11 protein-coding genes are annotated in these 12941 nt (G+C 73.3%); 5 read left to right on the top strand and 6 right to left on the bottom strand.

Features of this window, described 5'->3' with window-relative positions:
* Nucleotides 1-34: 34 nt before the first annotated feature.
* The gene (locus tag ACFWZ5_RS13445; protein WP_384790400.1) at nucleotides 35-1567 is read left to right on the top strand and encodes a serine/threonine-protein kinase; all 1533 of its coding nucleotides are present in this window, start codon (nucleotides 35-37) and stop codon (nucleotides 1565-1567) included.
* Here ACFWZ5_RS13445 and ACFWZ5_RS13440 read toward each other — a convergent pair.
* Nucleotides 1557-2444 (bottom strand): peptidoglycan recognition protein, encoded by an 888-nt coding sequence (locus ACFWZ5_RS13440; protein WP_384790403.1) that lies wholly within the window; start codon nucleotides 2442-2444, stop codon nucleotides 1557-1559. The genes ACFWZ5_RS13445 and ACFWZ5_RS13440 overlap by 11 nt on opposite strands.
* A 201-nt stretch (nucleotides 2445-2645) precedes the next feature.
* Between ACFWZ5_RS13440 and ACFWZ5_RS13435 the strand changes: the two genes are divergently transcribed.
* On the top strand, nucleotides 2646-3059 hold the full coding sequence (locus ACFWZ5_RS13435) for a YciI family protein (RefSeq protein WP_384790406.1): 414 nt from the start codon (nucleotides 2646-2648) through the stop codon (nucleotides 3057-3059).
* A gap of 43 nt (nucleotides 3060-3102) precedes the next feature.
* Nucleotides 3103-4338, top strand: coding sequence for an RNA polymerase sigma factor (locus ACFWZ5_RS13430; protein WP_384790409.1), 1236 nt, complete (start codon nucleotides 3103-3105; stop codon nucleotides 4336-4338).
* A 19-nt stretch (nucleotides 4339-4357) separates the two neighbouring features.
* On the opposite strand, the gene ACFWZ5_RS13425 is transcribed toward ACFWZ5_RS13430, so the two are convergent.
* The 3 genes from ACFWZ5_RS13425 to ACFWZ5_RS13415 form a co-directional block, all read right to left on the bottom strand.
* A complete protein-coding gene (locus ACFWZ5_RS13425) occupies nucleotides 4358-5293 on the bottom strand; it encodes a LysR family transcriptional regulator (protein ID WP_384790412.1) in 936 nt (311 codons plus the stop codon).
* Between the two features lie 155 nt (nucleotides 5294-5448).
* Nucleotides 5449-6786 (bottom strand): FtsX-like permease family protein, encoded by a 1338-nt coding sequence (locus tag ACFWZ5_RS13420; RefSeq protein WP_384790414.1) that lies wholly within the window; start codon nucleotides 6784-6786, stop codon nucleotides 5449-5451.
* Between the two features lie 3 nt (nucleotides 6787-6789).
* Nucleotides 6790-7608, bottom strand: coding sequence for an ABC transporter ATP-binding protein (locus ACFWZ5_RS13415; protein ID WP_384790417.1), 819 nt, complete (start codon nucleotides 7606-7608; stop codon nucleotides 6790-6792).
* Between the two features lie 441 nt (nucleotides 7609-8049).
* On the opposite strand from ACFWZ5_RS13415, the gene ACFWZ5_RS13410 reads away from it, so the two are divergent.
* Nucleotides 8050-8355, top strand: a complete 306-nt coding sequence (locus ACFWZ5_RS13410; protein WP_384790420.1) for a hypothetical protein — start codon at nucleotides 8050-8052, stop codon at nucleotides 8353-8355.
* 20 nt (nucleotides 8356-8375) lie between these two features.
* Here the strand turns inward: ACFWZ5_RS13410 and asnB are convergent, their stop codons facing one another.
* On the bottom strand, nucleotides 8376-10217 hold the full coding sequence (gene asnB / locus ACFWZ5_RS13405; RefSeq protein WP_384790509.1) for an asparagine synthase (glutamine-hydrolyzing): 1842 nt from the start codon (nucleotides 10215-10217) through the stop codon (nucleotides 8376-8378).
* 234 nt (nucleotides 10218-10451) lie between these two features.
* A complete protein-coding gene (locus ACFWZ5_RS13400; protein WP_384790423.1) occupies nucleotides 10452-11048 on the bottom strand; it encodes a TetR family transcriptional regulator in 597 nt (198 codons plus the stop codon).
* A 507-nt stretch (nucleotides 11049-11555) separates the two neighbouring features.
* Between ACFWZ5_RS13400 and ACFWZ5_RS13395 the strand changes: the two genes are divergently transcribed.
* The gene (locus ACFWZ5_RS13395) at nucleotides 11556-12500 is read left to right on the top strand and encodes a Gfo/Idh/MocA family protein (RefSeq protein ID WP_384790426.1); all 945 of its coding nucleotides are present in this window, start codon (nucleotides 11556-11558) and stop codon (nucleotides 12498-12500) included.
* The last annotated feature ends 441 nt before the right edge of the window (nucleotides 12501-12941 follow it).

Raw genomic sequence — 12941 nt, 5'->3', positions numbered from 1 at the left:
ATCTGTTCATGTGTGCGAAGTGGGGATCTCGACGGTGTCCGATCCGGGACGGCTCGTGGCGGGCCGCTACCGCCTGGTCGAGCGCGTGGGCCGGGGCGGCATGGGCACCGTGTGGCGGGCCGAGGACGAGCTGCTAGGGCGCCATGTCGCCGTGAAGAAGCTGCACGTGCCGCCGCATCTGCACGACGACGAGATCGAGACGCTGCACGAGCGCACGCGCCGCGAGGCCCGCAGCGCCGCCCGCATCGCCCACCCGCACGTGATCGTGGTGCACGACGTCGTCGACGACGAGGGCCTGCCGTGCATCGTCATGGAGTACATCCCCTCCCGCACGCTGGGCGACGTCCTGAAGGAGCGCGGGGCGCTGCCGCCCGGTGAGGCGGCCCGGGTCGGCCTCGCCATGGCGTCCGCGCTGCGCGCCGCGCACGACGCGGGCGTCCTGCACCGGGACGTCAAGCCCGCCAACGTGCTGCTCGGCCGCGACGGGCGGATCGTGCTCACGGACTTCGGGATCGCCGTGGAGAGCGGCACGCCGTCCCTGACCAGGACCGGTGAGCTCGTCGGCTCGGTCAAGTACCTCGCGCCCGAGCGGCTGCGCAGCGCCGGGCCCGGTCCCGCCTGCGACCTGTGGTCCCTCGGTGTCACGCTGTACGAGGCGGTCGAGGGCCGCCACCCCTTCCAGCGGGACGGCGCCATGGAGACGGCGTACGCCATCGCCACCGAACCGCACGAGCCGCCGCGCGACGCCGGGGAGCTGACCCCGCTGCTCGAGGGCCTGCTCGCGAAGGACCCGGAGCGGCGCATGGACGCGCACGAGGCCGAGCGCCTGCTGCGCCGGGCGTCGGAGGCGGGCACCGCCGTCCTGGACGCGGCCGCGCACCCGAAGCCCGCCGCGTCTTCCGCTTCTTCCGCTTCTTCCGCGCACTCGAAGTCCACCGCGCCCTCCGCGCGCCGTGGCGGGCGCGGCCGCCGCGCGGCCCTGTGGTGCGGGTCCGCCGCCGTGGTCGCCGGCTGTGTGGCGGCCGGTGTGCTCCTGTGGCCCGGCGACACCGACGCGTCCGGCGCCCGGTCGTCCGGCTCCGGCACCCCCGACCACCGCCCCTCCCCGTCGTCCGTCCCGCCGGTGCCGTCCGGGTACCACCTGGAGAAGCCGGACCGCCGCATGTCCCTGCCCGTGCCGGACGGCTGGACCCGCAAGGTCCTGAAGGGCGGCGACGTCGCCTACCTCGACCCGTCCGGGCGCGTGGGCCTGCGGGTCAACGTCGCCGAGTTCGCCGGGTCCGACCCGGTGGAGCACTGGCGCGAGACCGAGGAGGAGCAGACGCGGCGCGACAACCGGAACTACGAGCGGGTGCGGATGGCCTCCACGACCTTCCGCGGCAAGCCCGCCGGGTACTGGGAGTTCACCTTCGACGGCAGGGCCCGCACGTACCGGGCGGTGGAGATGGCGTTCGCCGACGGCGACGGCACGCAGTACGTCGTCTACCTCTCGGCGCCGGACGAGCAGTGGAAGCAGCACCGGCCGGTCTTCGACAACGCCATGAAGGGCGTCCGCCTCAAGGGCTAGGTGCGCCCCGGGGTCCGGGCGCGGACGGACGCGCCTCGTGCCGCCCGGCGGCCCGCGCGTGCTCGGGCACACGGCCCTGGAGCTGCGCTGCCCGCTCCCTGATCGCGGGCAGCTCGGCCCGCAGGGCGGCGCCCGGGCAGTGCGTCGAGTAGCCGTCGGCGTGCCCGGCCACGGCGTCGAACTCGGCGGGCGTGCCCGCGGGGAACCGGCTCAGGTTGTTGCTGGACACCAGGCGCGCCCGCAGCCTCGGGTCGACGTCGGCGAGGCCGAGCTTCCACGCGGCGAGCGCGGCGATGGCCTCCGCCATCGGGCCCGGCACCGGCGTGCCCTCCGTGAACGTGCCGATCGCGGCGATGCCCGCCGTGCGGTGGTTGAAGCCCTGCGTGTGCGCGCCGACGACGGGCTGGTCGACGCCGCCCGCGCGGCCCTCGTAGATCGTGCCGCAGCGGTCGACGAGGAAGTTGTAGCCGATGTCGTCGAAGAGGCGGGCCTTGGTCTGGCCCGCGGCGAGGGCGCGGATGATGCGGGGCGCGTCGGCGCAGTCGTAGCGGTTCGGCGAGTCCGTGTGGTGGACGAAGACGGCGGCGACGGGACCGCCGTAGCGCACCGGCGGATGGCTGGGCGGCGTGTCGCCGAGCCAGCGTGCGCGCGGCACGATCACCGGCCGGGCGGCCGGGTGCCCCGCCGCGACGGGCCTCACGGCGGCCTTGCCCCCGCTCCCGTCCGCCGCGTCCTGCACGCCCACGGCGCACAGCACGAGGGCGGCCGCGGCGGCCAGGCCGGGCGCCACCGCGAGGACCAGGCGCGCCACGCGCGGGAGCCGCCCCGCCCTGGCATGCGGAAGCAGCCCCGCCACCATGTCCCGCAAGGCACGCATGCCCTCACTCTCCCGGCAGCGGCCCGGCGGCGCGCCGTGGGGTGCGCCGCTCGGGGGACGCCGCGCAGGACGTCGCGCAGGACGGCTCCCAGAAGTAGGGCGAAAGAAATCCGCGGAACGTGTCGAGAGCGGGTCGCCCGCTCCGACGTCCCCTGTGAGAGTTGCCCATGAGGGGTGACCACACAGCCGAGGAGTACGGACATGAAGTACTTGGTGATGGTGCAGGGCTCGCAGGCCGACTACGACGCGATGAGCGGCAAGGCCTCCGCGCACAGCCCGGCCTGGAGCGAGCAGGAGCTCCAGGCGATGTTCCAGTTCATGGGTGCCCTGAACGACGATCTCGCCGAGTCCGGTGAGTTCATCGACGGCCAGGGCCTGACCGACCCCGCCCGGACGCGTCTGGTGGGCCGGGGCGACGACGGCCGCCCGGTGATCACGGACGGTCCGTACGGCGAGACGAAGGAGGTGCTGGCCGGGTACTGGCTCCTGGAGTGCGAGAGCCTGGAGCGGGTCACCGAGATCGCCGAGCGGATCCTGCAGTGCCCCGGCCCCGAGGGCGCGCCGACCCCTCCGGTGGTGATCCGGCCCGTGCAGGAGGCGGGCGGCAGCTGCTAGGGCCTGTCCGAGCGGCACCGCCACCACCGTCAGGAGGCCGTGGGTGAAACACCCGAGTGAGGTCGAGGACCTGCTGCGGCTGCACGCGCCGCAGGTCCTCGGCGCGCTGGTGCGCCGCTACGGCCACTTCGGCGAGGCCGAGGACGCGGTGCAGGAGGCGCTGCTCGCCGCCGCGGGGCAGTGGCCGGAGCAGGGGGTGCCGGACAACCCGCGCGGCTGGCTGATCAAGGTGGCGTCGCGGCGCCTGACGGACCAGCTGCGCAGCGACGCGGCCCGGCGGCGCCGCGAGGAGAACGCGGCCCGGCTCACGCCGCGCGACGCCCTCGCGGCGCCCGCGCCGGGCGAGAGCCGCGCCCCGTCCGACGACGACACGCTCACGCTGCTCTTCCTGTGCTGCGACCCGTCGCTGACCCCGGCCGCGCAGATCGCCCTGACGCTGCGGGCCGTCGGCGGTCTGACGACGGCCGAGATCGCCCGCGCCCACCTGGTGCCGGAGGCGACGATGGCGCAGCGCGTCAGCCGCGCCAAGCAGAAGATACGGGGCGCGCCCTTCACGCAGCCGGGGCCCGCCGACCGCGACCAGCGGCTCGCCGCGGTCCTCCAGGTGCTCTACCTGATCTTCAACGAGGGCTACACCGCGACGTCGGGCGCCGCGCTGCACCGCACCGACCTGGCCCGTGAGGCGATCCGGCTGACCCGTGCCGTGCGCCGCCTGCTGCCCGCGGAGGGCGCGGTGACGGGACTGCTCGCGCTGATGCTGCTCACGGACGCGCGCAGTGCCGCCCGGACCGGGCCGCGCGGCGAGCTGATCCCCCTGGACGAGCAGGACCGGGGCCGGTGGGACGCGCGGGCGATCGCCGAAGGCACCGCCCTCGTGGAGGAGGCGCTGCGGCAGGGCCCCGCGGGCGCCTACCAGGTGCAGGCGGCGATCGCGGCCCTGCACGACGAGGCGGCGCGCGCCGAGGACACCGACTGGCCGCAGATCCTCGCCCTGTACGACGTCCTGGTGCGCCGCGCGCCGGAGCCGATGGCCGAGCTCGGCCGGGCCGTCGCCGTCGCCATGGTGCACGGCCCGCGGGCGGGCCTGGCGGAACTGGCGGACCTGGAGGACCGGTTGGCGGGGCACCACCGCCTCGAAGCGGTCCGCGCCCACCTCCTGGAGAAGGCGGGCGACGTCGAAGGAGCACGCGCCGCCTACCAGTTGGCGGCCCAGCGCACCCTCAGCCGGCCCGAGATCCGCTACCTCCAGACGCGCGCCGCACGCCTCACTCCGTCCTGAACGGGAACGGCACCCCTTCTCAGACGCGCGCCGCCCGGCCGCCCCCGCCCTGAGCGGGGACGGCACCCCCGCCCCGGCAGTCGGCGGCCACCGTGTCCGCGAAGGCGCGGGCCAGGGGGCTGAGCGCGTCCCAGCGGCGCACGGCCCAGCCGACCGAGAGCGCGGGCAGCTCCGGGATCGGGACGAGGCGCAGGCCCGGCGGGCCCGCGTCGCGCCAGCCGGGCAGTTCGGGGACGACGGCACGGCCGACGCCGAGCTCGGTGAGCAGCAGCGCGGTGTCCCAGTCGGCGACGCTGGTGTGGCCCGTCGCGCTCAGGCCCGCGTCGCCCATGGCCGCGTCCAGTTGGGCGCGCGAGGTGGAGGCCTCGGGGGGGCGGATCAGCTGACAGGACGCCAGGTCCGCGAGGCCGACGTGCGACTTCGCGGCGAGCGGGTCGCCCGGGGGGACGGCGAGCACCCACGGCAGGTCGGCGACGGGCCGCTGCTCGATGCCGCGTACGGGGTCGCCGACGGTGATCCACGCGAGGTCCAGGTCGTCGGCGGCGAGGGCGTCGAAGCAGGCCCTGCTGGAGCTCGCCGTCTGGAATTCGAGGGTCACTCGGGGGTAGCGCCGCCGGAAGCCGACGATCGCGTCGGCCATGAAGTGGCGTACGGTCGTCGCGCCCGTGGTGATGCGCACGGCGCCGCTCTCGCCGCGCACGAGGTCGCGCAGGCGGCGCAGGGCGAGGTCGATGCCGCCGATGCCGTCGGACGCGGCGGCGTGCAGGATGCGGCCCGCCGGCGTCGGTACGACACCGCGCGCGTGCCGCTCCACGAGGCTGACGGCCAGCTCCTTCTCCAGGCGTTTGACGTGCTGGCTCACCGCCGACTGCGTACAGGAGAGTTCGCGCGCGACCGCGCTGAGGCTGCCGGCGCGGCAGACGGCGATGAAGACACGGAGATCGTCGAGCGTCACGGCACCGAAGCTACAACGCCCGGCGCGGGGAGCGGGAACGGGGAGAGAGGTGACCGCGTCCCGCGGTCACCTCTGCGTCCACCTCTTTGTCCGCCTCTTCGTCCGCCTCTCCATCCACCGTGTCGTCCGTCCCCCGGCCGCGTATCCCGCGGTGGTCACGCCGCGAGGGACACCGCCTCCACCGCCGAAGTCCGCAGCGTGCGCCGGGCCGTGGCGAGGCTCGTGCCGAGCGTCGCCGCTCCCGCGACGGCCACGATGGCGCACCAGATGCCGAGGCCCTGGTCCGGCAGGACGCCGTCCGTGCGCACCACCGTGAACGGCACGATCCCGGCGATCCCGGCGAGCGAGCCGAAGAACACCCCGGTCACGGTGAGCGCCAGGCCCTCCATGGCGACGGTGCCGAGCACCTGCCGGGGCGTCGCGCCCGCGAGGCGCTGCTGCCCGAACTCGCGGGCCCGGTAGGACGTCGCCGCGTACAGGCTGTTGACCAGCATCACGCAGGCGAAGACGACGATGATGCCGACGACCGTGAGGTTCAGGGTCTGCACGTTCTTGTCGTCGACGGACTTGGCCAGGCCGGAGGCCTCGATGGCGTCGTTCTCGACGGCCTGCATGTACAGCGTCGCGATCGCCATGCCGGTGAAGAGGATCAACGGCATGAGGACACCGGCGAGTTCACCGGCGCGCCTGCGCAGGGTGTGCACGGTCAGATAGCCGCTCGCTCCGGTGAGCGCGGTGAGCGGCCGCTCCAGGAGCCCGAGCAGCGCGTGCAGGAGCCGGGGCGACAGGACGGCGAAGCCGACCGCGAGCAGGATGGAGCCGTAGGCGGCGGGCGCCATCAGGGCGGGGTCCGTCGCGTCGAACGCGAAGGTCGAGCTGACGCTCACGGCACCGGCCGCAAGGGCCGCGTACGCGAGGACGTCGCGCCGCCGGTTTCGGGGCGCGCGCTCCCCCGCCGCGGCCTTCGTGGCCCGCCGCACCGCGAGGAGCGCCGCGCCGACGGCCGCGAGCAGCGTGACGTCGATGCCGGACAGGAGCGCGACGGGACCGAAGGCATAGTCGACGGAGTCGGCGACCTGCCCGCTGTCCTGGAACATGCCGAGCAGCAGCCGCCCGCCGAGCATCGCGGGCCCGATCGCGAGGACGGCGCCGATCAGCGCGATGACGGCGGCCTCGCCGACGACCATGCGCTTGATCTGGGCGGGCGTCGCGCCGGTGGCGCGCAGCAGGGCGATCTCGGTGCCGCGCTGGCGGACGTTGACGGTGAGCGTGGAGGCGACGGCGAAGAACACGAGCAGGGTGCCATAGCCGCCGACGACGCTCGCCGCGGTGGTCAGGGACGAGGAGCTGGTGCTGTCGACGCCGGGGGCGCCCGCGGTGTCGTGCAGCGAGTTGAAGGTCATGATGATGGCGGCGCCGAGGAACGCGGACAGCAGGGTCGCGACGGAGCGTCCGGGGCGCTGCCGCAGGGAACGCAGGGCGAGCAGGAACATGGCTCACACCCCCACGGGCACGTCGTGGCGGGCACTGTCCTGGGCGGCGACCGCGTCCCCGAGGTGCGCGAGGCGCTCGGCGACCGCGTCGACCGTCGGCCGCTCCATGTGCCCGGCGAGGCGGCCGTCCGCGAGGAAGAGCACCGAGTCCGCGTACGACGCCGCCACCGGGTCGTGCGTCACCATCACCACGGTCCTGCCGTGCACCCGCACCGCGTCCTGGAGCAGCCGGAGCACCTCACGCGCGCTGCGGGTGTCGAGCGCGCCGGTCGGCTCGTCCGCGAAGATCACGCTGGGCTCGGTGACCAGGGCACGCGCGATGGCCACGCGCTGGCGCTGGCCGCCGGAGAGCTGGTCGGGCCGGTGTCCGAGCCGCTCGCCGAGGCCGACCCGGTTCAGGATGTCCCGGGCGTGGCGGCGGTCGACGCGGCGTCCTGCGAGCCGCAGCGGCAGCGTGGTGTTCTGCTCGACGGTGAGGGTGTCGAGGAGGTTGTACTGCTGGAAGACGAAGCCGACGCGCTGCCGCCGGAACTTGGTGAGCGCCGCCTCGGTGCCGCCCGTCATCTGCTCGCCGTCCACCATGACGATGCCGCTGTCGGCCCGGTCGAGGCCGGCCGCGCACTGGAGCAGCGTCGACTTGCCGGAGCCCGAGGGACCCATGACGGCGGTGAACGTCCCGGCGGGCAGGCTGAGCGAGACCCCGTCGAGCGCCCGGACGACGCTGTCGTCGCTGCCGTACGCCTTGCTGACCTTGACGAGTCGCAGCGCTTCCGCGCTCCTGGCGGATCCGGCCCCGCGCGTGCGGCGAAACTGTCCGAACATGACCCCGTATCCCTTCTCGGCGCTTCACAGGAGGCACGTGCCGCGCCCCACTCACGAAGCTACGGACGCGGGGACGCGGGCACATTGGGCGTACGCACCGAGCGTGGGGTGGTGCTGAGTACACCTGGCGGACTCCGGACGAGAAGCCACGAGAAGCCACGAGAGGCGACGAGAAGCCGCGAGTAACGCAGATCACACATAAGCGGAATCGCCGGAGGGAACGCCCCTGCCTATTTCACCGTTGAACAAGATAAGAGCCCCGACCGCGATTCCCCCGTCCGGCCGGGGCTCTCCCCTGTCCACCGGGACGCTCCGGCACGGCCACCCCACCGCGCTCCGGCACCCGCCCCGCCGCGCCACCCGTTCCGCGTGCGGCCACCCCATCGAGCGGAATATGCCAACCCCGCCGCGCGCGACCGGACAGGACGGCATCATGCGTCCATGGACGGCGCCAAGCCTGTGCAGGTCTTGTTCTCACCCGACGAGTACGACGCCGTGCTGCGGCACGCGGACCGGCTCGGGATCACGGCCGCGGAGTTCATACGCCGCGTGGCGGCCGTCCACATCAGGGGCGACGCCGACCCCCGCGGGCCCCGGCGCGGCGCGTCCGTGCCGCCGGTGCGGCGCCGCCTGGAGGCCGGGGCCGCCCCCGCGCTGCAGCGGTTCCTGGACACGCTCGCGACGGCGGCGGACCGGGATCCGGTGCCGCCGCCGCAGCCGACGGTGCGCAGCTGCCCGGGCCAGTGACAGCTCGGACCTGCGACGCCTCAGGCCAGTGACACCTCGGGCTTGTACAGGTCGAACCACACGGCCAGGTCGAGCGCCCGCTCCAGGCCGCGCCGCGACGCCTGCCTGATCTGCGGGGTGTCCCGCTGCGCGAGGCGGCGCAGGGCCTCCCGGTCGACGAGGCCGAAGACCGGGTGGTCCGGATCGGCCAGGAGGTTCTTCGCGTGCTCCTGGAGCGCGAAGGCGTACTTGGGGTCCTGCGTGGACGGATACGGGCTCTTCACCCGGTCGTAGACCGACCGCGGGAGCCGGTCCGCGGCCGCCTCGCGCAGCAGCGACTTCTCGCGGCCGTCGAAGGACTTCAGCGCCCAGGGCGCGTTGTAGACGTAGTCGACGAGCCGGTGGTCGCAGAACGGCACCCGCACCTCCAGGCCCACCGCCATGCTCGCGCGGTCCTTCCGGTCGAGCAGCACGCGCACGAACCGGGTCAGGTAGAGGTGGCTGATCGTGCGCATGCGGTACTCGAAGTCGCTCTCGCCGTCGAGGCGTTCGACGGCGGCCGCGGCCGTGGCGTAGCTGTCGCCCACGTACGTCGACAGGTCGAGGGAGTCGAGGACGTCCCGGCGCAGGACGCCCGTGTCGTCGCCGAGGGTCTCGGCGTTCCGCACGAGCCAGGGGAAGGTGGTGCCGCGGCGGGCGTCCTCGTCGAAGAACTGGAGGTAGCCGCCGAAGACCTCGTCCGCCGACTCGCCGGAGAACGCGACCGTCGAGTGCTCGCGGATCGCCTGGAACAGCAGGTAGAGCGATGCGTCCATGTCGCCGAAGCCGACGGGCAGATCGCGCGCCGTGAGCATCTTCGCGCGCACCTCGGGGTCGGCGAGCGCCTGGGAGTCGAGGACGATGTCGCGGTGGTCGGTGCCGGCGAGGCGCGCGACGTCATGGGCGTACGGGGTGTCCGGGGTGCCGCGCAGTTCGTCGGCGACGAAGTGGTCGGTCTGGCCCGCGAAGTCGACGGAGAAGCTGCGCAGGGTCTCGCCCGTGCCCGCGAGCTGGTGGGCGGCGAGCGCCGCCATCGCGGAGGAGTCGAGCCCGCCGGAGAGCAGCACACAGCGCGGCACGTCGGACACGAGCTGGCGGCGCACGATGTCGTCGAGCAGCGAGCGGACGTGCGCCACGCTCTCCTCGCGCCCGTGCGTGTGCGGGCGGGTCTCCAGGCGCCAGTAGGTCCGGGTGCGCAGGCCCGCGCGGTCGACGGTGACGACGGTGCCGGGCTCGACCTCGCGCATGCCGTCCCACACGGCGTGCCCCGGCGTCTTCACGAAGGCGAAGACCTCACGCAGGCCTTCGACGCCCACGCGCGCGCGGGCCAGCGGGTTGGCGAGGATCGCCTTGGGCTCGGAGCCGAACAGAACGCCGTCGGGGGTCCGGTAGTAGTAGAAGGGCTTGATGCCCATGCGGTCGCGGATCATCACCAGGCGGTCGCGGCGCCCGTCCCACACGGCGAACGCGTACATCCCGTTCAGCCGCTCGGCGACCTCCTCCCCCCACTGGAGGTAGCCGCGCAGGACGACCTCGGTGTCGGACGAGGTGGTGAACTCGTGCCCGAGTCCGGCCAGTTCGGCGCGCAGCTCGGTGAAGTTGTACGTCTCACCGGAGTACACGAGCGCCACCGTGCCGCCGGGGGTCGTGGCCGTCATGGGCTGGCGCCCGCCCGGCAGGTCGATGATCGCCAGGCGCCGGTGCCCGAGCGCCGCGGGCCCCTCGGCCCAGGTGCCGCGGTCGTCCGGGCCGCGGCAGGCCATCGTCTCGGTCATCGCGTCGAGGGCCTGCCCCTGGGCGCGCAGATCACGGTCAAAAGAGACCCAGCCGGTGATGCCGCACATGCGGAATGCCTCCACGAAAATAGTTGTATCTAGCAGCTATATCGCCAGACTCCGCCTCCGGCCGCATACGGTCAACACGCCCGTAACCCGGCGCACCCGCCCGACCCACGGCGTTTCGGCCGCAACCCGCCGAAGGTCAAGACATCACCATGGGGCCGCACCCGCCCTCGGCACACCGGACCCCGCCCCGGCACCAACTGGAACGCCGGATTCCAGCCATCCGTAAAGATTCGCTCAACACTCCGGCGTCAGACAGGCCTGGACGGCGGGCGCGTACCGGTCGGTGATCTCTGCTATCGCCGTCGCCCGCAGATGGGGCCCGCGCGCGATGCCGTACATCACCCCGAGGCCGAGCAGCATGCCCACGGCCAGCTCGGCGCGCAGCCCCGCGTCGGGGCCCGGAAGGCGGTCGCCGAGCCTGCGCACCACCTGCGTACGGAAATTGGCGCGCAGCACATAGCCGTGCTCGCGGTGCAACGGCGCGTACACGATGCGCAGGATGGGGTCGGCGCCCTGCTCGGCCTGGCTGGTCAGCAGGTGGTGCACCATGTGGCGGCCGAGGTCCTCCAGGGGCGCGTCGAGGACGGCCGCGGCGTCGGCCTCGAAGGACATGATCTGCGCGAACAGGGCGTCCTTGCTGCCGAAGTACTTCAGCACCAACGGCGGGCTCACACCGGCGCGTTCGGCCACCGCCTTGAGCGTGATGTCGGTGTGCGCGTGCCGCGCGAGCAGATGGCGGGCGGCGCGCACGATGGCGGCCTTGGTCGCTTCGGCGTCGCGGCGCGCGGAGCCCGGCGGTACCGGCGCCGGGTGCGAGGTCGAGCTGGGCATGGCGTCACTTTCCTTCGGTGGCCGCCCAGTTCGACGGCCGAGTCCGAGGGTAGGTCGACCGGGGCCGCGCGGGCCACGAACGGGCCGTGCCGGACCGGCCCCGACGGGACGTTCGGGTCCGGACAGAAGCGAGCAATCACGTGCGCACCGAATAAAACGGATGATGTCGGAAACTCCCCGCCGGAGGTGGGCAGTCCGTATGTTTCCCCGGCACATTCCCCCGGTAACGAGTGAATGGCAATTCACCAGGCCTCGTGAATTGCCATTCAAGGGGCAACAGTTGACGGATCGTTGAGAAAGCAAGGCGGCTTGACGGTGCGCCTGAGCCGATCCCGTGAACGTTCTTCACCGGGTACGTGAGGGCGTACCGCGAGTAGGTCCGGACCATATTCGCTTTCCCGTACACCGTAGAACACACTGTTCCCGCACCGGCGGCCGAGAAGCGTCGGTCGACGACCACCGACGGGGCCATGGGGCGGCCACAGCACCCTCCGCCATACTGCGGCCATGAGCAGACTTCGTGTGGGTTTGATCGGTACGGGTCCGTGGGCGACGGCGACGCACGCGCCGGTGCTCGCCGCGCACCCGGACGCCGAACTGTCGGGCATATGGGGCCGCCGCCCGGAGGCGGCCACGGCGCTCGCGGGCGCGCACGCCACCACGGCGTACGCGGACGTGGACGCCCTCTTCGCGGCGAGCGACGCCGTGGCGTTCGCCGTGCCGCCGGACGTGCAGGCGCCGCTCGCCGTGCGTGCCGCGGCGGCGGGCTGCCACCTGCTGCTCGACAAGCCGGTGGCCACCACCCCGCAGGCGGCGCGCGCCGTCGTCGCCGAGGTGGAGCGCGCGGGGGTGGCCTCCGTGGTCTTCCTCACCCTGCGCTTCGCCCCGCCCACGGCCGACTGGCTGGCGAAACAGGCGGCCGGCGGCCCCTGGTTCACGGGCCGCGCCGACTGGTACAGCGCGTTCTACGCGGCCGACGGCACCGGGGCCTTCGACTCGCCGTGGCGGGCGAGCAAGGGCGGCCTGTGGGACGTCGGGCCGCACGCGCTGTCCGTCCTGACGGCGGTGCTCGGCCAGGTCACGTCGGTGACGGCCGCGCCGGGCCCGGCCGACGCCGTCCATCTGATCCTGCGGCACGCCGGTGGCGCGTCGAGCACGGCGGCCCTGACGCTGCGCGCCCCGGAGGCGGCGTCGGGTCATGTGCTCGAGTTCCGCGGCGAGGGCGGGACGGTCTCGCCGCCGGTTTCCGGGGAGACGGGGTGGGGTGATTCGGGCGACGCGTTTCGGTCAGCGGTCGCCGCGCTCGCGGCCGCGGCGGCCGGCGGTGAGCCGCACCCGTGCGACGCGCGCTACGGGCTCGGGCTTACAGAGATCCTGGCCGAGGCGGAAAGACAAGTGCGCGCACTCGGTGCGACGGAACAACGGCCCCGGACACCGACTCAGGCCCCTTGAGCGAATACCGGCCACGCGAGCCGCCCGGAACAACACGGGCGGCCGGTACCGTGGCCGCTACGTAATGGCGAGTGACGGCACCGGCCGCAGCCAGTGAACCCAGGAACCGAACCGGGCAGTAACAGCCACGCAGGTACACACTGCTCAGTTTCCGACCACACAGATCGGAATACGAACAACCGGTCCCGCGCACTCCCCGACTACGACCCCGTAGGCCTAGGGGGTATCCCGCGCCGAGGAATTTCAGCCATTTTCTCGCTCCCCGGACAAGATGCCCCTGAGTTGTGCCCACGAGCCCTCCGACGATCAAACCTGCAGGTCGGTGGTCTCGCGTACTCCATGATGCCGCACCGACTGATCGTTTTCTTCAGGCAATGTTTATGCCCAAAGAAGATGCGAATATTTAGACTGCTGACGCTCAACTCGGCGTGTACGAAGAGG

It is taken from the genome of Streptomyces sp. NPDC059003 (assembly GCF_042740445.1).
In the GTDB taxonomy this organism is placed as follows: domain Bacteria; phylum Actinomycetota; class Actinomycetes; order Streptomycetales; family Streptomycetaceae; genus Streptomyces.
This window is presented reverse-complemented; position numbering and strand designations above follow the sequence as displayed.

What these genes read in the sequence shown, in the direction of transcription:
- ACFWZ5_RS13440 (WP_384790403.1), bottom strand. Translation starts at nt 2,444, where the DNA reads ATGCGTGCCTTGCGGGACATGGTGGCGGGGCTGCTTCCGCATGCCAGG.
- ACFWZ5_RS13435 (WP_384790406.1), top strand. Translation starts at nt 2,646, where the DNA reads ATGAAGTACTTGGTGATGGTGCAGGGCTCGCAGGCCGACTACGACGCG.
- ACFWZ5_RS13420 (WP_384790414.1), bottom strand. Translation starts at nt 6,786, where the DNA reads ATGTTCCTGCTCGCCCTGCGTTCCCTGCGGCAGCGCCCCGGACGCTCC.
- ACFWZ5_RS13415 (WP_384790417.1), bottom strand. Translation starts at nt 7,608, where the DNA reads ATGTTCGGACAGTTTCGCCGCACGCGCGGGGCCGGATCCGCCAGGAGC.
- ACFWZ5_RS13410 (WP_384790420.1), top strand. Translation starts at nt 8,050, where the DNA reads ATGGACGGCGCCAAGCCTGTGCAGGTCTTGTTCTCACCCGACGAGTAC.
- asnB (WP_384790509.1), bottom strand. Translation starts at nt 10,217, where the DNA reads ATGTGCGGCATCACCGGCTGGGTCTCTTTTGACCGTGATCTGCGCGCC.
- ACFWZ5_RS13400 (WP_384790423.1), bottom strand. Translation starts at nt 11,048, where the DNA reads ATGCCCAGCTCGACCTCGCACCCGGCGCCGGTACCGCCGGGCTCCGCG.
- ACFWZ5_RS13395 (WP_384790426.1), top strand. Translation starts at nt 11,556, where the DNA reads ATGAGCAGACTTCGTGTGGGTTTGATCGGTACGGGTCCGTGGGCGACG.